Below are 17,154 nucleotides of genomic sequence, written 5' to 3'. Positions count from 1 at the left end.
CCGAACCGTCTGCGCCTTTTTTTCAGTACTTCGCTTCCGCGCCCGTGACCTCGTAGATTTCCTCCATCAGACGGTCACGTTCGTCCTGCCACCCTTCGAGTGCGCCGGGGCGGCCGGGGTACCGCTTGTAGTGGTCCATCAGTTCGTCCGCGAGGTTCTTCGTCTTGTAGAAGTCGTAGATGAGTCCCCAGTAGCCGTAGCTCTCTTTGACCGTCTTGAGGGCGAGGCCCGGACCGAACGAGGTGGTGCCCGAGTAGAGTGCTTCGGCGAGTTTCTCGCCCGGAAGCGCGGCCAAGAGGCTCATCAGCTCGTCCACGTTGATGGCCGTCGAGAGGATGTTGTACACGTCGAGGCCGGCGTACCGCGCGCCGAAGTGCGACATGACGCGTTCGTTGTACCGCCAGAGTGTCTCCTCGGAGACGTCGCCGGACGTGACGGCCTCGACGGCCTGTTCGCCCGCGTACTCGCCGGCGTACGCCGCGCCCGCGATGCCGCCGCCGGTGGTCGGGTTGACGTGGGCCGCGGAGTCGCCCGCGGCGATAAAGCCCGGCGCGACGGCGGAGTCGTAGGGGCGGCGCGTCGGCAGGGCCGCGCCGAGTTTGTCGGTGACCTCCGCGTCCGCGAACTCCTCGCGGTTCCGCAGGTCGTCTTTCAGGTCGTCCACCAGCTTCATCGGCTCCTCGTTCATCTGGAAGCCGAGACCCGCGTTGATGGTCGTCTCCGTCCGCGGGAAGTACCAGACGTACCCCGCGGCGACTTCCGCGGGCTTGAACACGAGTGCGTCGGACCACTCGACCGGTTCCTCGACTTCGACGATTTCGCGGTAAGCAGAACAGAACTGCGAGTACGAGACGTTGGTGTCGAACGTCGCCTCGGAGAAGTCCGCCTTGTCCTGCAGAATCGACAGCGCACCCGCACCGTCGATGACGATGTCGGCGTCGTACTCGACTTCCTCGCCCTTTCGCTTGCCGGCGACGCCGGTGACGGTGCCGTCGTCGGCCTGCGTCACGTCCTGGACGACGGTGTCGTAGTGGAACTCCGCGCCGGCGTTCTCGGCGCCCTCGATGATGCGGCGGCCGTACTCCCAGCGGTCGATGACGGCGAGTTCGCCGGGGACCGGAATATCGAGGACCGAGTCCTCCTTGGGTATCTCGAAGCGCCCGTGGTCCACGTCGGTGTTCGTGAACGCCGGTTCTATCTGCGATTTGGGGATCGCGTCGGGGAACTCGTCTGCGCCCTTCAGGGCGTCGCCACAGGCGATGTGGCCCGCCTCGTCGGCGGTCTTTCGCTCGACGACGACGGCGTCGAGACCCTCACCCGCGACGGTCGCGGCGGCGTAGCATCCGGCGGTGCCCGCGCCGACGACGACGACGTCGTACTCGTGGGTCGTACTCATTGGTTCGCATTTCTCCGCCGTGGCAGGAAAACTCTTTATGCCCGATTCGGTCGCCTTTGAGGCGACAGTTCTACGGAGCGGGCGCAAACGCCTCGGACGGGCGAACGAGACCGACTGTCGCGGTTCACTCCGCGTCCTTCAGGTCCGTACCGAACACCATCCCCGCGTCGGCGTCCCTCTCCGTCTCCTCGTCCGACGCGCCGGCGTTTCGGTCCCCGTCGATGATCTCCGCGTCGTCCGCCGTCGAACCGTCCGGAAGCTGCGACTGCTCGGCCGCCTCGTCGCCCGCGCCGTCGTCGGTGAGTATCTCCGCGCCGTCGTCGGACTGCGTCCGACGGGCCGACGAACTCCGTTCGTCGACATCGCTCTCGGGCGTCGAATCCCGTTCGGCGGGCGCGTCGGGCGACGCCTCCGCCGGGAACTCGCTGTCGTCGCCGTCGAGGAGCGACTGCATCCGTTCGCTGGCCTGCCGGGACGCCTCCGCGAGCGGGTCGCGCGCCTCCTCGTCGTCGCGCGAGCGACCGGCGAGGGGGTCGGCGAGGGTTCCGTCCGCGGGGACGTCCCCGTCCACGCTCTCGGACGAAGGGTCGGGAGACGCACTCTGCGTGTCGAGGTCACGGACCTCCCGTTCGCCCGTCGGATCGACGACTTTCCGGGTCGGGTCGGCCGTCCCGGACTCGCCGCGTTCCTCGATGGCGCGCGAGACGGCGTCTTCGACGTTCTTCTCTATCTGGTCCGAGGCGACGTCCATCGTGTCGGCGACGGCGTGTTGCACCGCGAGCGACACCGTCTCGCGCAGGTCGTCGGGGTCGATTCCGTCGTCGTCCTGCGCGTCCTCGACTTCGACCGCGACGAGGTCGGCGGTGGCGGTGAGGCGGGCGGCGGTTCGGCCGAACACGGCGACGAGGAGGCCGACGCCGACGAGGAGGGCGGCGGGGACCGCACGCTCGGAAGCGGCGAGGGCGGTCACGGAGAGCGGTGTCCCGCCCCCGCGGAGTCCGTACCAGAGGCCGACGCCGGCGAGGCCCACGCCGACGACCGTCGGGACGAACGCTCGGAGGTGGTACCGGGCGGCACTTCGAACAGCGTCTCGCGGGCGCATATGCGGCGCATCACCGTTCCCGGTAATAAATCCCCCAGACGTGTTAGAGAATCATAAGTGTCATGAAAGTAAACCTATCCGAAAAGAGACGTTCCGCGGCGACGTGACGCTCAGTCTTCGCCCGACTCGTAGTGGTCGCCCGCGGCCTCCGGGATGCGAGTCCGACCGACGAGGGCGAGGACGATGATGACCGTCACGTACGGGATGGTCCGCACGAGGGGTTGCGGAATCGCGAACACGTCGCGCGCCTGCAGCGTCAGTTGAAGCGCGTCCAGTCCGGCGAACAGCATCGTCGAGAGCATCGCGCCGATGGGGTTGTAGTTGCCGAACAGGTAGGCGACGATGGCGATGAACCCCTTGCCGTTGACCATCGTCGGGCCGTTCCCCGTGAACTGTCCGAGGCTGAGCGACAGCGCCGCGCCGCCGATACCCGCGAGGATACCCGAGAGGATGGCCGCGGCGTAGCGGACGCGTTGCACGTCCACGCCCGCGGTGTCGAGCGCCTTCGGGTTCTCGCCGCTGGCGCGGACCCACCGACCGAACGCGGTGCGGTTGAGCGTCCACCACGAGAGGGCGACGGCGACGAACATCAGGTAGACGAACGGCGTCGCGTCGAAGAACGCGCCGACCATGCCGAGCTCCGAGAGGTACGGAACCGTGATCGTCCCCACCGTCGGAACGTTCGTGGTGTTCGGCCCGCCGTAGACTACCTGCGACGCGAAGGGGGCCAACCCGAGCGCGATGAGCCAGATGGCGAGGCCGGCGATGATCTGGTCGGCGCGGAACTCGATGCAGACGACGGCGAACACCGCGGCCAGCAGGGTGCTGGCGGCGACGCCCGCGGCGACGCCGAGCCACGGGCTTCCGGTCACGTCGGTGAAGTAGACGCCGCCGAACGCGGAGATGATGAGGAGGCCTTCGAGTCCGATGTTGATGACGCCGCTTTTCTCCGCGAAGATACCGCCGAGGGCGGCGAACGCGATGGGGACCGAGAGCCGCAGCGTCGCGGACATCGTGCTCTTCGAGGTCATGATCGAGAGCAGTTGCCCGGCGTCCGACGACGGGAACAGCACCCCGAGGACGCCGATGACGGCGAGACCGAAGAGGGCGATTCCGGCGACGAGCAGTCGCGAGTCGATGCCCCTCGTCAGGCCGGACCGGAGGGTCGCCTCACTCATCGCTCTCACCTCCTACGCCGCCGTCGGTGACCGGGCGGCCGGTCGATTCGTCTTCGAACGTCCAGATGCGTCTGCCGATGAGTCGGAAGAACTCGGGCATGGCGACGAAGAGGATGATGAGGCCGCGGAGGACGCCGACGAGTTGAGGCGGCACGTCCGTCGCGACGTCCACGACGATGGACCCGCTCTTGAGGACGCCGAACAGCAACGCGGCCAAGCCGACGCCGAGCGGGTTGTTCCCCGCGAGGATGGAGACGGTGATGCCGTCGAACCCGTAGTCGGGGACGCCCGGCTGGAAGTTCCCTAAGACCATGAGGACGTATATCGCGCCGCCGATGCCCGCGAGCGCGCCGGAGAACGTCATGCTCGCGACGACGGTTCGGGCGGCGTCGACGCCGCCGTACTCGGCGGCCTCCGCCTGCAGACCGCTCGTCCGCAGGTCGTACCCGAACGACGTGCGTTCGAGGATCAGGTAGACGGCCACGAGGAGGACGACGGCGAGGCCGAACGCGACGAGCGAGAAGTCGTCGCGCGGGTTGAACACGACCGACGGGAACAGCGCTCGGTCCGGAATCGCCACCGTCTGCGTCGCGAAGCTCTCGGGGTCCTTGAAGTGACTCTGCGCGAGGTACAGCGCCACCGAGGTGGCGACGAAGTTGAGCATGATGGTCGTGATGACCTCGTTCGCGTCGGCGTACGCCTTCAGCGCGCCCGGTATCGCGCCGTAGATGCCGCCGGTGAGGGCACCGAGGAGGAGACCGAACGGCAGGAGGACGAACGCGCCGATACCGGCGGGTATCGTCGTCGCGACGGCGGGAAGCGCCACGGCGGTCACGAGGCCGCCGACGACGAGTTGTCCCTGCGTCCCGATGTTGAAGATGCCGGCGCGGAAGGCGACGGCGACGGCGACGCCGGTGAACATCAGTATCGTCGTCTCCGAGAGCGTCGTGGCGAACTGCCCGTTGAGCGGGTTCGCGCTCAGGTTGCCGAACGCGCCGAGGAACAGGCGGTCGTATATCAGGAACGGGTCGTAACAGAACCCGACGCCGAAGTACGTCGCGGCGGCGGTCCCGCACGTCGTCATCCGCCCCGCCGCGAGGATGAGCACGAACCCGACGGCGATGGAGAGGAGCAACGCGGCCCCGCTTATGAGGAACCGCTCGAACGCCGACGCGCCGACGAGTCGTTCGACGACGTCCTTGACGCTCATCGACGCTCACCCGCGGGTTCCGCGGCGTCCGCTCGACGCGACGACTCGTAGGAGTCGGGGTACTCCCCGGCCATCAGCAGGCCGAGTTCCTCTTCGGTCACCGTCTCCGGGTCCACCACGTCCATTATCTTCCCCTCGTACATGACCGCGAGGCGGTCCGAGAGGCCCTGTACCTCCTCTAACTTCGAGGAGATCAGGAGCACTCCCTTCCCCTCGCGTCTGAGGTCGAGCAGTCGTTCGTGGATGAACTCGGTCGACCCGATGTCGACGCCGCGCGTCGGGTGCGTCGCGACCACCACGGAGGGGTCGCGTTCGAACTCCCGGCCGACGATGAACTTCTGTTGGTTGCCGCCGGAGAAGGAGACGGCGTCGGCGTCGGCGTTCGGCGGGCGAACGTCGTACTTCTGGATGATGTCCTCGGCGTGCGACCGCGAGGTGTCCCAGTCGATTCGGCCGTCGGAGGCGAACGGTTCGGCGTGTTGGCTCCCGAGGATGCCGTTCTCCACGAGGTCGAACTCCATCACGAGTCCGCGCTCTTGGCGGTCCTCCGGGATGTAGGCCATCCCCTCGCGGATGCGCTTTCGGCGGGACCACTCGTCGATGGGTTCGCCCTCGAAGGAGACAGTGCCGGACTCTTGGGGCCGCAGACCGGTGATGGCCTCGACGAGTTCGGCCTGTCCGTTGCCGTCGACGCCCGCGATTCCGAACACCTCGCCGGAGCGAACCTCGAACGACACGTCCTCGACGACTTCCACGTCGCGTTCGTCCTCGACCGACAGGTCGCGGACCGAGAGCAGGGAGTCGCCGGCGTCTATCGCCGGTTTGTCCACTTCCATCAGCACTTCCCGCCCCACCATCAACTCCGCGAGTTCCTCCCGCGTCGTCTCGTCTGTGGCGACGGTGCCGACGTTCTTCCCGTCGCGGAGGACGGTCACCTCGTCGGCCGCCTCCAGCACCTCGCCGAGCTTGTGCGAGATGAAGATGATCGTCTTCCCCTGCGCGGTGAGTTCTTCGAGGACGGCGAACAGTTCCTCGACCTCCTGCGGCGTCAGGACGGCGGTCGGTTCGTCGAGGATGAGAACGTCCGCGCCGCGGTATATCGCCTTCAGAATCTCGACGCGTTGTTGTGCGCCGACGGAGATGTCTTCGATGCGGGCGTCGGGGTCGACGTCGAACCCGTACCGTTCCGACAGTTCGACGACCTCTTCCCGGGCCGTCTTGCGGTCGGTGGCCAACCCGCCCCACTTCCGCGGTTCGTTGCCGAGCGTGATGTTCTCGGTGACGGTCATCGGGTCGACCAGCATGAAGTGCTGGTGAATCATGCCGATGCCGGCGTCGATGGCGACCCGCGGCGAATCGAACGAGCGCGGCGTTCCGTCGATGTACACCGTTCCTTCGGTCGGTTCGTACAGCCCGTAGAGGACGTTCATCAAAGTCGTCTTCCCGGCCCCGTTCTCACCGAGAAGCGCATGCACCGTCCCACCCTCGACGGACATGTCTACGTCGTCGTTCGCGATGACCCCCGGGAACCACTTCGTTATCCCGGCGAGTCGAACGGCTGTTGACATTGTGGGTAAATGATCGAGGAATAGTTTAGTTCCGCCGATTCGACGTTAGACTTCGGAGGGGTCCGTCGGCACGGAGATGGAGCCGCTGATTATCTCCTCGCGGACGGAACTGACGGAGTCTTTCACGTCGGACGGAATCTCGGAGCCGAGCGAGTCGCCGTAGACGAGGGCGACGCCGTCTTGCTCCAGACCGAGCGTGACGGTGGAACCGCCCTCGAACTCGCCGTTGACGACGGACTCCACGGCGTTGTACACCGCGGTGTCGACGCGCTTGACCATGCTCCCGAGGATGACGCCCGCGAAGGAGGGCTTCGTGAGCGACTGGTCGCGGTCGACGCCGATGGCGAACGCGCCCTGCTCTTTCGCGGCTTGGAAGACGCCGGTGCCGGTGTTACCCGCGGCGTGGTAGACGATGTCAGCACCGCTGTTGTACATCGACAGCGCCGCCTCCTTCCCCGCGGAGGGGTCGTTGAAGCTGCCCACGTACGTGGACTGGACTTCGACGGAGTCGTCCGCGTTCTTGACGCCCGCCTTGAAGCCGGCCTCGAACTTGGCGATGAGGCCGCCCTCGACGCCGCCGACGAAGCCGACCGTCTTCTGGTCGGGGTTCGTCTGGCCGTCGCCCGCGCTGAACTCCTGCGTCGTCAGCAGACCGGCCATCTGACCGGCGAGGAACGAGCCTTGGTGCTCCTTGAACACGTAGCTCGCGACGTTGTCGGCGTCGACGGTGCTGTCGACGATCATGAACTCCTGGTCGGGGTACGACTGCGCCGTCTGCGAGAGGGAGTCCGCCTGCAGGTAGCCGATACAGGCGACGAGGTCGTAGTTCGGATTCGTCGAGCTAGCGAACTGCTGCTGGAAGTTTTGGAACTGCGAAACCTCGTCCGGTTGCGCCTCGTTGTACGCGACGCCGTACTCGTCTGCGGCCTGCTGGATACCCTGTTGGGCTTGGTCGTTGAACGACCCGTCGCCGAGGCCGCCCGTGGCGTACACGACGCCGACGTGCGCTTCCGGTTCGGAGGCCCCCGTCGTCTGTTGGGTCTCCGACTCGCCGCCCTCGCCCGACGACCCCGTCGTCTCGGTGCCGCCGTCTCCGCTCGGTCCGCCTGTACAACCCGCGAGGCCCACCGCGCCCGCGAGGCCGGTCGCCTTGATGAACGTCCGTCTATCCATGACTGTGGTCACCTATTGAGGATAGGTCTCGGAGATGTGCATAAATGCACCGTTTCCTTTCTGTTTGATACGTTCGAAAACGGAAGACTCGTTCCGCGTACGACCGGTTATCTCCGCGGTCGGCCGTCCGACCGTCGATTCGGTCCCGCTTCCCGTCCGCCGGGTCGCCGTTCACGACGCCGACTCGACCGCCTCTTCGACGGCGTCGGTGGCCGCGTCTACGAGGGCGTCCACGTCGTCGGCCTCGGCGTACACCCGGACGTACGGTTCCGTTCCGGACGGTCGGACGAGCACCCACGAGTTGTCGGGGCGTTCGATTCGGACGCCGTAGTCGGTGTTCGCCGACGCCTCGGGGAACGCCGCCGGGAGCGTCGATTCGAGCGTCCGCATCGTCTCCTCCTTCGCCGCGTCCGGACAGGAGACGCTCACCTTCCGGTAGGGGCGTTCGGTCACGGGTTCGCGGAGGCCGTCGAGGCCGGACTCGGCGACGAGTCGGGCGAACACCGCCGCCGAGGCGACGCCGTCTATCCACCCGCCGAACGCGGTGTGGACGTGCTTCCACGGTTCCGCGGCGAACACCACGTCGCCGCCCCCCTCTCTGGCCGCGGCGATGCCCTCGTGGAGTGCGCCGAGGCGGACGCGTTCGACTCGTCCGTCCGCCGCCGAAACCCGTTCGTCGATGCGACCCGACGCGTTCGGCGTCGTCACGACCACGGGGTCCGAAACGTCGCTCGCGCGGACGTAGTGTTCCGCGAGGATAGCCACGACGGTGTCCTCGTGGACCACGTCGCCGTCCGGGTCGACGACGACGATCCGGTCGGAGTCGCCGTCGTGTCCGATGCCGAAGTCGCAGTCGGAGTCGGCGACGAACGCCCGGAGGTCTTTCAGCGTCTCGGGCGTCGGTTTCGACTCCCGACCGGGGAAGTGGCCGTCTATCTGTCCGTTGAGGGTGACGACGTGCGCGCCGAGTTCGTCGAGGACGCGCGGCGTCGCGAGCGCGGAGACGCCGTTGCCGCAGTCGACGGCGACGCGGAGGCCCTCGCAGGACGCGCCGTACTCGCGCGCGTACGACGCGACGGCCTCGCGGTACTCGGGCATGAGCTCCATCGAGTAGGCGTCGCCCCACTCGTCCCACGCGGCGGGCGAGGTGCCCGCCTCCACGCGGTCCTCGACGGCGCGTTCGAGCGTTCTGTCGTACTCCTCGCCGTCCACGAACAGCTTGATCCCGTTGTCCGTCGGCGGGTTGTGCGAGGCGGTGAGCATCACGCCGCGGCGTCCCTGCGAGGCGTACGCGAGGGCCGGCGTGGGGACGACGCCCACCCTGAGGACGTTCGCGCCGGCGGACTCCAGACCGGACTCCACCGCCGCGGCGAGACCCGCCCCCGTCGTTCGCCCGTCGCGCCCCACGACCACGTCCGGCCGTCCGCCGGACTCCACGACGTCGAGACCCACGGCGCGACCCACGGAGAGTGCGAGCTCCGGGGTCACCCGAGACGTGACGTCGCCGCGGATACCCGCGGTTCCGAAGAGTTCCATACGAGAGAGTTGGACGGCCCCCACTTAGATTCCTTCAATTCCGACGCGGCGTCCGACCGACCTCCGGTCATCCCGTCGCGTCCGCCGATTCGTCGCTCCCCGGTTCCGCGGTTCCCCGGCGATATTTCCGGCGGGAATCCGTACGGCGACGTATGAGTTCCACAGACGACCGCGTCCGCGCGCACGTCTTCGTCTCCGGAACGGTACAGGGCGTCTACTACCGAGCGAGCACCCGAGACGCCGCCAGGGAACGCGGCGTGGACGGGTGGGTTCGAAACCTCGACGACGGCCGCGTCGAGGCCGTCTTCGAGGGGCCGCGCCCGGCGGTCGAGGAGATGGTCGAGTGGTGTCACACCGGGAGTAGCGCCGCCGAGGTGGAGGACGTAGATGTCACCTACGACGACCCCGAGGGCGAGGCGGGCTTCGAGATTCGCTGGTGAGTCGGGGTCGAGGTCGGACGCGCGTCCGACACCGATGCGCCGTCTGACACGTACGAGAAGGGCTAAGTCCCCCGAATATACAGGTTCGAGTATGCCTCGCTCCTCGCAGTTCGGGACGGACCGCGCCGGCCTCGGCGTGTTGACCTACTTCTACGGATTCGTGACGGCCGTCGGCCTCGCGGCGACCGTCGCCACGGGGTTCCTCCTCGTCCGCGGGCCGTTCCTCGGGCAGAAACTGCTCGACCCCATCCCGATGCTCGTCGCCCTCTGCGGGTTCGTCGTCGGCATCGTCGTCCTGACGTGGGGGGCGACGCGCGCCGTCGGCGTGGGGTCGTAAGCGAGATTCGCCGTCCGCGAGGGCCGTCAGCGTTCGACCAGCGTTCCTTCGATGATCCGAGAGAGCATGTCGGCCATCGGCGTATCCGCGCTCCAGATGGCCGTCTCCTCGCCCGCGTCGGCCTCCGGCGCGACTGAGAGAAAGACCACGCGGCCGTCGACGAGCAACACCCGTCCGGTGAAGTCCGACCCCGGGGGTTCGTTCGGCGGTTCAAAGACGGTGACCGACGACGCCGCCTCCTCGAAGCGGGTTCGCACCGCTTCGCTCTCGCTGACGACGAGGACCGCGATGCCCTCGTCTGCTAGCTCCGCGAGGACGGCGACCAACTCCGTCGGGACGAGGTCGGTGTCGGGCGCGGCGAAGACGACCCGCTCTTGGGCCTGTTCCGCGAGCTCGATGAGGCGGTTGTTGGCCGGTTCGCGCCCGCGGACGGTCCAGACGTCGTCGCGCGTCTCGCCCGACGTGCGCTGTCGCCGCGCCGCCTCCAAGTAGTCGAACGCCCGGTCGGCTTCGCTCTTCAGTTCCTCGGCGAGTCGCCGCCGGGCGGCGTCCAGTCCCACGGGGCGGTACCGCTTCGGCGTGGCCTGTTGGAGTTCGACCAAGCCGAGCGACTCCAACTCCTCGGCCGCGCCGTACACCTGCGACCGCGGCACGTTCGCGAGGTCGTGGATCTCCTTGGCCGTCCCCGCGCCGAGTTTCTGTAGCGCGACGAAGACGCGGGCGGCGTAGTTCGACAGTCCCAACGCTTCGAGCGATTCGACCGCCTCGTGTTCGCCGTCGGCGGCCGCGCCGGGCGCATCGACCGACGCGTCTTCGGCGTCGACGGCCGCGTCGTCCCCGTCCCGCGGACTGCCGCCGTCCGGTCGAAGTGGGTTCACAGCAACTCACCGTCCGCCGTCGCGTTCATAGGACTGTCGGAGTCCGGCGGCGAGTCGCGGCCGCCGCCCATCGGTTCGTTCGGGTCGTCGTTCGCAAAGCGGTCCCAGATGACGAGGGCCGGCGGGAGGACCACGAGCGAGGTGACGAACGAGTAGACGATGGAGATGGCCGTCAGCACCCCGAACTGCCCGAGGACGGAGAGGACCGAGAGGACGAGGACGCCGATGCCGAACGCCGTGGTGAACATGCTCCCCATCAGGGCCCCGCCCGTCCCGACGACGGTGCGGCGGAGCGCCGTCATCACGTCCGTCTCCTTGCGTTCGTCGATGAACCGGTGGACGACGTGGACGGAGTAGTCGATGCCGAGGCCGATGGTGAGCGACAGAATCGTCGCCGTGAAGGCGTTGAAGGAGATGCCGAGCAGTCGCATCGTCGCGGCGACGAACGCCACGGAGGCGACGATGGGGACGAGGTTGGCGATGGCGATGGAGGGCAGATCCTCCAAGAGCCAGTAGATGAACACGAGGAAGACGACGGTGCCCCCGAGAGCGAGCGCCAGACTCGTCACCGCCGAGGTGAAGATGAGGTCCGACACCTCCAGGAAGACGATGGTGCTCCCGGTGGCGATGGCGTCGTAGTTCCCGCGGAACTTGCTCGCGACGTGTCGGGCGTCGTTCGTCGCCTCGCGGTCCGAGGCGTCCGCGGAGACGGTGTAGACGACGCGGGTGCTCCGGTGGTCCTCCGCGAGATACTGCGACGCCTGCGACGACATCGGCGAGGATTCGAGGTAGTCGTAGATTTCGCCGAGGTTGTCGTCGGGGACGCCGTTGTCGTCCGCGTCGTTGCGTTCGACGAGGGCCGCGAACTCCTCGTCCTGTTCGGCCAACGACTGGATGACCGTCACGATGCTCTCGGATTCGGCGCGGCGGTCCTCCGAGACGAACGAGTCCGGCGGGTTCTCGCCCGCGCGGTACACCTCTTCGAGGGCGGCGTCGTTCTCCATCCTGCCCTCGACGTAGATGGTGACCGACCCCCCCTGCGTGCTGGTGAACTTGTCTTCGAGGAAGTTCAACTGCGAGACGACGGAGTAGTCGCTCGGCGCGAACGGTTCGGGAAGCGCCTGCAGGTAGGCGGGCACCTCCTCCGGCGGGAGGAAGTCCTCTTGGGAGAACGAGGTGTCCACGCCCGTCGCGTACGCGCCCGCGCCGGCGCTGAGAAGCAGCGTCGCGACGAGGAAGACGACCGGCGCTTTGTCGGCGATGCCGACGCCGACGCTCAGTACGTCGCCGAGGGCCGACCCCTCCTGTCCGAGCGGCGACTCGCTGAACGTCGGGATGGGGTACCGCTCGCGCTTGTGGTCTATCCACACCTTCGCCGCGGGGAGGAACACCCCGAAGATGAGGAAGGTGAAGGTGATGCCGACGCCCGCGACGACGCCGAAGTCGCGGATGGGCGCCAAGTCGGAGGCGAGGTTCGACAGGAAGCCGATGACCGTCGTCCCCGTGACGATGAAGAAGGCGACGAGCAGTTGGTCCGTCGCCACCCGCATCGCCTCGTCGATGCCGAGTCCGGTCTCGCGGTCCTCGCGGTAGCGGTTCACCGCGTGGATGCCGAAGTCGATGCCCACCGCCAGCAGCAACGGCGGGACGGCGATCATTATCTGGTTGAACGGGATGCCCGCCAGCCCGAGGAAGCCGAACGTCCAGATGACCGCCATCGCCAGCGCGAACGCGCCCAAGAGGAGGTCCACGAGGTCGCGGTAGGCGATGACGAGGAACATGACGATGAGAAGCACCGCCGCGGGCGTGACGATGAGAAGCGAGTCCGTCGTGACCGTCGAGAACTCCTGCGAGATGATGCCGCTCCCGAAGACGGTGATGTCGCCGCCGGAGGTGGCCGCGATACGCTGCGCCTGCGTCTGAATCGGGGTGAGCGGACTGCTGCCGGACTGCCCCGCCGACGACCCCGAGAGGCCGGCCGGGAGGGTGTGCTGGACGACGCCGATGGTCGCCGAGGCGGACGCGTCCTCCTCGTTGAAGTCGTTACTCAGCGTTCCCGTGAACGCCGGATTGTCGGCGTTCTGCCGGACCGCCTGCCGGACGTCGGTCTGCGTCGCTCGTTCGAGGGTCGTTATCTGCTGGTCCAGCGTCGTCGCGTTCGGGTCGATGGTCTGTGCGACGACGGAAGCGGCCGAAGACGTACTGCTGACGCGCATCTCCGGTCGCTCCGATAACTTCTGCTGCAACCGGAGCATGTTCAGCATCGACTGCTTCGAGAGGACGTTCTGGTCGCGTTGGATGAGTTGCGTGCTGCCGGTGTCCTCGCCGAACGACGAGCTGAACTCGTCGTTGACCTTATCGAGCGCCTCTTGGGCGGGGATGTCTTCGGCGAACTGCTGCGTTCCGGCTTCCGTCGAGACGTTTCCCAGACCGACCATGAACACCGCGGTGACGACGAAGAAGGCGAGCATCACCTTCCCCGGTCGCTCGACGATGTGGTCGTCGGCCCAGTCGACGACGCGTTGGTGGTCGAGGTCCATAGATCAGTCCCGCCGGCGGTAGATGAGCGCTCCGCCAGCGCCGAGGAGGGCGAGTGCGACGCCCACGACGACGAACGGCAGGCCGCCGCCTTCGGATTCGGTCACCCGGACGGGGACTTGGTACGTGTCGGAGATGAGGGTGTCACCGTCGGCGTCGTCGTACTGGAAGTCGAGTTTCATCGGGTACGTCTTCGGCATCGCGTCGCCGCCCGCACTCGTCTGGAAGCGGATGGTCTCGGACTCGCCGGGGCCGAGTTCCTCGATGAACGCCTCGGAGTTGGACGAAGAGAGCGGCGACTCGGGGTATATCTTCGCCGAGATGTCGGTCAGCGTCTCGTTGCGGGTGTTCGTCACCGTGAGTTCGAGCGTTCCGCCGTCACCCGCCGCGAACGTCGAGTTCACGGGTTCGACGTCGAACTCGTCTGCCTGCGGGGCGACTTCGGCCCGGACGTCGATGGTGTCGGACTGTCGCTGCTTGCCGTTGTCGCCGCGGTACTTGACCGACATGCCGAGTTGACGCGGGCCGGAGGTCGCTTCCGACGACACCTCCACGTCGAACGAGAACGACGCGGACTCGCCGGGCGCTAAGTCGCCGACGGCGTACTCCGTCTCGATGGGCGTCACCGTCTGCCCCGGTTGGTCGATGACGACGACGGCGTTCCGCGCCGGTTGCGGGCCGTTGTTCGTCACCTCGGCGGTGAGCGTTCCCTCCTCGCCGACGCGGAGTGAACTGTTCACGCCGCCGATATCGAACGTCTGTTCGGGGAGCGCGTTCATCCCGACCGAGATGTTCGGACTCCGGCCGTCGTTGCCGTTGGCGTCCTTGTACGACACCAAGGCGTTGAGCGTGTAGTTTCCGGGGCGGGCCGTGTTGGTGAGGCTGGTGTCGAACTCGAACGTCCGCCTCTCGCCCGTCTCCCAGCGGTCCACGTACCGATTGCCCTGTTGGCCGCCGCTGATTGCGACGTCGCCGCTCTGCGAGGAGAGCGTCAGCGTGGAGTCCCTCGCGGCCTGTTCGCCGACGTTCTCCATCGTCACCTCGAACGTCCCGCTTCCGCCGACGGTGGCAGTCGAGTTCGTATCGACGACGGCGAAGCGCGGGCCCTCCTCGACGCGAACGGTGGCGTACTCGGTGGTACTACGTTCGTTGGGTCCGTTCTCGCTGTCCCACTCGTACTCTACGTCGATCGGAATCCTGTACGTTCCCGCCTCGATGTCGGAGGGTACCTTCACCGCGAGGGTTATCTCCCTCGACGCGGCCGACCCCTGTTGTGCCGCGTTCGGGTCCGCCAACGAGGGGAGGAACAGACTCCCCGTCTGCACGTCGAGGCGGCCCGTGTCCTTCGGATTGATGTTGATGTTCTTCGCCGTGCTCGCCGTGTCGTCGAAGTCGCTCGCGTCGTTCACCAACTGCACCTGTACCTCGTTCACCTGACCGGGAGTCAGCGTCGGCGAGGCGACGTACGTCCGAAGTTCCGGCTCGACCGTCTGTGCGGCGACCGGAACTGCACTCGAAATCAGTGCGCCGACGAGGACTACCGCGAGTACCTTGCGTATCATGATGGAGGTCCCGGGTTTGTCGTCCTGACCGGTACCGGGCGACCGGTCACCCACCGGACGCTCCGATGGTTCTTGGACTCCGAAACGGGTGGACGCTACATAAGGTGTTGTAAATTTCTACAAACTATCTCGGCGTTTGTCTTGTAGTAGAATAGTACAACAACCGGTCGCCGCCGAACGGAAGTTTCCGCGAATCGGACGCGTCGCAGGAGAGAAAACGCAGTTTCAGGGCCCGAGTAGCGAGAAACGAGGAGATTCGGCGACCGCGACGAACGGCCGCCTGCGCGCACGTGGCATCGTCGACGGGTGACCCCGGCGAGGACGGCACTCGATACTGACTCGCGGACGGAGCGGCGGTCCACGCCGAGTGGTCGGGGGAGTACCGAACACGAAGCCGTTGTTATAATACACGTCCCTACGTCTGTTACGTAATTAAACACCTTCTCGTCTTAGTATTATCCGTGGCTTCGAATAAATTCTACACTGATAGACCATCACGCTTCGAAGAATGAGCCCGCTTCGAGGCGGGCGACGGTTACCGCTCGGCGGAGAGATACGCTCGGCAGTTCTCGACGAACGATTCGACTGAGACGTCGGCTCCCCGTTCGAGGGAGAGGAACACGTCTTCGTCGCGGTCCGTGGGGAGTTGGACGAGCGTCGCGCGTTCGAGTCCGCGGACGACGAACTGCGTCTGTCCGACGGTGGAGGACTCGACGCCGTCGCGGCCGTCGGTTTCCAGCGACGCGACGAGGCTCGAAATCGACTCCTCGTCGTGGGTCCGTGCGGCGGCGTCGGCGGCGAGGTACACGTCGGTCCGGTCCTCGTCGTGCGCGATGGCGAAGCGGAACTCGGAGTTGTGCGTCTCTCGGAGGTAGTCGAGGAGGTTCTCGTAAGGGAAGCGCGACTCGTCGACGAACTCGACGTTTACCGCCTGTCCGCGCAGTCGGGCGAGGGCGGCCTGACCGTCGGCGGTGAGGCCGTACAGTCGTCCCTTCTGTTGGGATTCGGGGACGAGCAGTTCGACGATATCTCTCTCGCGCAGTTCCGAAAGCGCGCGCGAGACGTGCGGTTGGGCCAAGTCCAGTTCCTCGGCTATCCGCGAGGGCAGGTCCGGCCCGCTCCGCGAGAGTAACTTACAGACCGCGAGTCGGTAGCGGGAACTTGCGATGTATCCCGCGGCGTCCCACGTTTCAGACATGTTCTGGAGGGTTCTTGTTGGTTGGGGTACAACTCATGAGGGCGGTTCGATAGGGGGTTTGACGGTGGGGGCAGGTTTTCATTTGAATACCACTCCGCTCGGAGATTGCCGTGATTCGCACGCTCAGGGGATAAATTTCGGAATGTGCCGCGTTGATTAAGGCCAATCCATAATCAAAGTTTCGTAGTCGTGACCACGTAACACCCGCGTCACCCGGTTACGTCATTGTCCGGGAAGTGATATATTACTTCGGGAGAGTAGGCAGTGACGTGATGTTACCAGAAATCACTTCGATAGCGCTTCAGTTCGAAAGTACCGGTGCCGGTATCGTCTTCCTCCTCGCTCGCGTCCTCTTCGGGGGCGTTCTGGCGTTCATGGGCCTCAATCACTTCCTGAACGCCGACGCGATGACGGGGTACGCGCAGGCGAAGGGCGTCCCGGCGGCGCGTCTCGGCGTCCTCGGGTCCGGCGGACTCCTCCTCGTCGCCGGCGCCGCCATCGTCCTCGGCGTCTTCCCCGCACTCGCGGCGGGTGCCGTCGCCGCCTTCCTCCTCGTGGCGACGCCCCTCTTTCACGCCTTCTGGGCCGTCCCCGAGGACCAACAGCAGTCCGAGATGACCGACTTCCTGAAGAACACCGTCATGCTCGGCGGCGCGCTTCTGTTCCTCGCACTCGCCGGCACCTCGTGGCCCTACGCCCTCGGCGTCGGCCTGTAGACGGCCACACCTCCCCCTCTCGTCCCTTCCCCATCCCCTCCCTCGCGACGCGGAGAGCGACGAGTGACCGCGTCTCAAGCACCTTATACACCTAAGTATGCTAATGAAGGTACTAGGAATATCCAGCGAAACGTTAAGCCATCTCGTGCGAAGAATTACCACGATGAACTCGGACCGAACCTCGATGAAGCACGTCAGTCACACACCGCCGTCCGGCGACGCAGTCACGAACATCTGGCAACGCGGGCCGAAAGCGGAGGCGGCCGCAGAGGCGGAGGCGAAAGCGGAACAACCGGCCGACGACTGAGCGACTCTTCCTCGT

Annotated in this window: 15 protein-coding genes; 4 read left to right on the top strand and 11 right to left on the bottom strand. The window is 66.5% G+C overall.

The features are described from left to right. Positions 1-22: 22 nt before the first annotated feature. The 7 genes from BLS11_RS07565 to BLS11_RS07535 form a co-directional block, all read right to left on the bottom strand. On the bottom strand, positions 23-1,396 hold the full coding sequence (locus BLS11_RS07565) for a geranylgeranyl reductase family protein (protein ID WP_092535429.1): 1,374 nt from the start codon (positions 1,394-1,396) through the stop codon (positions 23-25). Between the two features lie 124 nt (positions 1,397-1,520). Beyond that, the gene (locus BLS11_RS07560) at positions 1,521-2,498 is read right to left on the bottom strand and encodes a hypothetical protein (RefSeq protein WP_092535426.1); all 978 of its coding nucleotides are present in this window, start codon (positions 2,496-2,498) and stop codon (positions 1,521-1,523) included. A 110-nt stretch (positions 2,499-2,608) separates the two neighbouring features. Beyond that, positions 2,609-3,676 (bottom strand): ABC transporter permease, encoded by a 1,068-nt coding sequence (locus BLS11_RS07555; RefSeq protein ID WP_092535424.1) that lies wholly within the window; start codon positions 3,674-3,676, stop codon positions 2,609-2,611. Beyond that, positions 3,669-4,886 carry an ABC transporter permease gene (locus tag BLS11_RS07550; protein WP_092535421.1) on the bottom strand — a complete coding sequence of 406 codons (1,218 nt, stop codon included), beginning with the start codon at positions 4,884-4,886 and terminating at the stop codon, positions 3,669-3,671. The genes BLS11_RS07555 and BLS11_RS07550 overlap by 8 nt, the downstream gene beginning before the upstream one ends. Beyond that, entirely contained in the window at positions 4,883-6,454 is a 1,572-nt protein-coding gene (locus BLS11_RS07545; RefSeq protein WP_092535418.1) for an ABC transporter ATP-binding protein, read from the bottom strand. Before BLS11_RS07545 ends, BLS11_RS07550 begins: the two co-directional genes overlap by 4 nt. Positions 6,455-6,499: 45 nt before the next feature. Beyond that, positions 6,500-7,627, bottom strand: a complete 1,128-nt coding sequence (locus BLS11_RS07540) for a BMP family lipoprotein (protein ID WP_092535415.1) — start codon at positions 7,625-7,627, stop codon at positions 6,500-6,502. Between the two features lie 171 nt (positions 7,628-7,798). After that, positions 7,799-9,163 carry a phosphohexomutase domain-containing protein gene (locus tag BLS11_RS07535; RefSeq protein WP_092535412.1) on the bottom strand — a complete coding sequence of 455 codons (1,365 nt, stop codon included), beginning with the start codon at positions 9,161-9,163 and terminating at the stop codon, positions 7,799-7,801. 152 nt (positions 9,164-9,315) lie between these two features. On the opposite strand from BLS11_RS07535, the gene BLS11_RS07530 reads away from it, so the two are divergent. Together BLS11_RS07530 and BLS11_RS07525 are read left to right on the top strand one after the other, a co-directional pair. Continuing rightward, a complete protein-coding gene (locus BLS11_RS07530) occupies positions 9,316-9,603 on the top strand; it encodes an acylphosphatase (RefSeq protein WP_092535409.1) in 288 nt (95 codons plus the stop codon). 91 nt (positions 9,604-9,694) lie between these two features. Then, positions 9,695-9,940 carry a DUF8132 family protein gene (locus BLS11_RS07525; protein WP_092535407.1) on the top strand — a complete coding sequence of 82 codons (246 nt, stop codon included), beginning with the start codon at positions 9,695-9,697 and terminating at the stop codon, positions 9,938-9,940. 26 nt (positions 9,941-9,966) lie between these two features. On the opposite strand, the gene BLS11_RS07520 is transcribed toward BLS11_RS07525, so the two are convergent. From BLS11_RS07520 to BLS11_RS07505, 4 genes are all read right to left on the bottom strand, one after another. Next, positions 9,967-10,818 carry a TrmB family transcriptional regulator gene (locus BLS11_RS07520; RefSeq protein WP_092535404.1) on the bottom strand — a complete coding sequence of 284 codons (852 nt, stop codon included), beginning with the start codon at positions 10,816-10,818 and terminating at the stop codon, positions 9,967-9,969. Beyond that, positions 10,815-13,358: an efflux RND transporter permease subunit gene (locus tag BLS11_RS07515; RefSeq protein ID WP_092535401.1), complete on the bottom strand. Its 2,544-nt coding sequence runs from the start codon at positions 13,356-13,358 to the stop codon at positions 10,815-10,817. The genes BLS11_RS07520 and BLS11_RS07515 overlap by 4 nt, the downstream gene beginning before the upstream one ends. A gap of 3 nt (positions 13,359-13,361) precedes the next feature. After that, the gene (locus BLS11_RS07510; protein ID WP_092537199.1) at positions 13,362-14,918 is read right to left on the bottom strand and encodes a COG1361 S-layer family protein; all 1,557 of its coding nucleotides are present in this window, start codon (positions 14,916-14,918) and stop codon (positions 13,362-13,364) included. A gap of 535 nt (positions 14,919-15,453) precedes the next feature. Beyond that, positions 15,454-16,116 (bottom strand): MarR family winged helix-turn-helix transcriptional regulator, encoded by a 663-nt coding sequence (locus BLS11_RS07505; RefSeq protein ID WP_092535398.1) that lies wholly within the window; start codon positions 16,114-16,116, stop codon positions 15,454-15,456. A gap of 272 nt (positions 16,117-16,388) precedes the next feature. On the opposite strand from BLS11_RS07505, the gene BLS11_RS07500 reads away from it, so the two are divergent. Both BLS11_RS07500 and BLS11_RS19355 read left to right on the top strand, forming a co-directional pair. Next, positions 16,389-16,832: a DoxX family membrane protein gene (locus BLS11_RS07500; RefSeq protein WP_092535395.1), complete on the top strand. Its 444-nt coding sequence runs from the start codon at positions 16,389-16,391 to the stop codon at positions 16,830-16,832. Positions 16,833-16,995: 163 nt separating this feature from the next. Continuing rightward, positions 16,996-17,139, top strand: coding sequence for a hypothetical protein (locus tag BLS11_RS19355; protein ID WP_175454407.1), 144 nt, complete (start codon positions 16,996-16,998; stop codon positions 17,137-17,139). The last annotated feature ends 15 nt before the right edge of the window (positions 17,140-17,154 follow it).

It is taken from the genome of Halopelagius longus, from assembly GCF_900100875.1.
Taxonomy (GTDB): Archaea; Halobacteriota; Halobacteria; order Halobacteriales; family Haloferacaceae; genus Halopelagius; species Halopelagius longus.
Note: the sequence above shows the minus strand (reverse complement) of the source record. Positions and strands in the feature narration are given on the sequence as shown.

Excerpts from the sequence above, each read along its gene's own strand:
- BLS11_RS07565 (WP_092535429.1), bottom strand. The coding sequence starts at position 1,396 with ATGAGTACGACCCACGAGTACGACGTCGTCGTCGTCGGCGCGGGCACC.
- BLS11_RS07560 (WP_092535426.1), bottom strand. The coding sequence starts at position 2,498 with ATGCGCCCGCGAGACGCTGTTCGAAGTGCCGCCCGGTACCACCTCCGA.
- BLS11_RS07555 (WP_092535424.1), bottom strand. The coding sequence starts at position 3,676 with ATGAGTGAGGCGACCCTCCGGTCCGGCCTGACGAGGGGCATCGACTCG.
- BLS11_RS07550 (WP_092535421.1), bottom strand. The coding sequence starts at position 4,886 with ATGAGCGTCAAGGACGTCGTCGAACGACTCGTCGGCGCGTCGGCGTTC.
- BLS11_RS07545 (WP_092535418.1), bottom strand. The coding sequence starts at position 6,454 with ATGTCAACAGCCGTTCGACTCGCCGGGATAACGAAGTGGTTCCCGGGG.
- BLS11_RS07540 (WP_092535415.1), bottom strand. The coding sequence starts at position 7,627 with ATGGATAGACGGACGTTCATCAAGGCGACCGGCCTCGCGGGCGCGGTG.
- BLS11_RS07535 (WP_092535412.1), bottom strand. The coding sequence starts at position 9,163 with ATGGAACTCTTCGGAACCGCGGGTATCCGCGGCGACGTCACGTCTCGG.
- BLS11_RS07530 (WP_092535409.1), top strand. The coding sequence starts at position 9,316 with ATGAGTTCCACAGACGACCGCGTCCGCGCGCACGTCTTCGTCTCCGGA.
- BLS11_RS07525 (WP_092535407.1), top strand. The coding sequence starts at position 9,695 with ATGCCTCGCTCCTCGCAGTTCGGGACGGACCGCGCCGGCCTCGGCGTG.
- BLS11_RS07515 (WP_092535401.1), bottom strand. The coding sequence starts at position 13,358 with ATGGACCTCGACCACCAACGCGTCGTCGACTGGGCCGACGACCACATC.
- BLS11_RS07510 (WP_092537199.1), bottom strand. The coding sequence starts at position 14,918 with ATGATACGCAAGGTACTCGCGGTAGTCCTCGTCGGCGCACTGATTTCG.
- BLS11_RS07505 (WP_092535398.1), bottom strand. The coding sequence starts at position 16,116 with ATGTCTGAAACGTGGGACGCCGCGGGATACATCGCAAGTTCCCGCTAC.
- BLS11_RS07500 (WP_092535395.1), top strand. The coding sequence starts at position 16,389 with ATGTTACCAGAAATCACTTCGATAGCGCTTCAGTTCGAAAGTACCGGT.
- BLS11_RS19355 (WP_175454407.1), top strand. The coding sequence starts at position 16,996 with ATGAACTCGGACCGAACCTCGATGAAGCACGTCAGTCACACACCGCCG.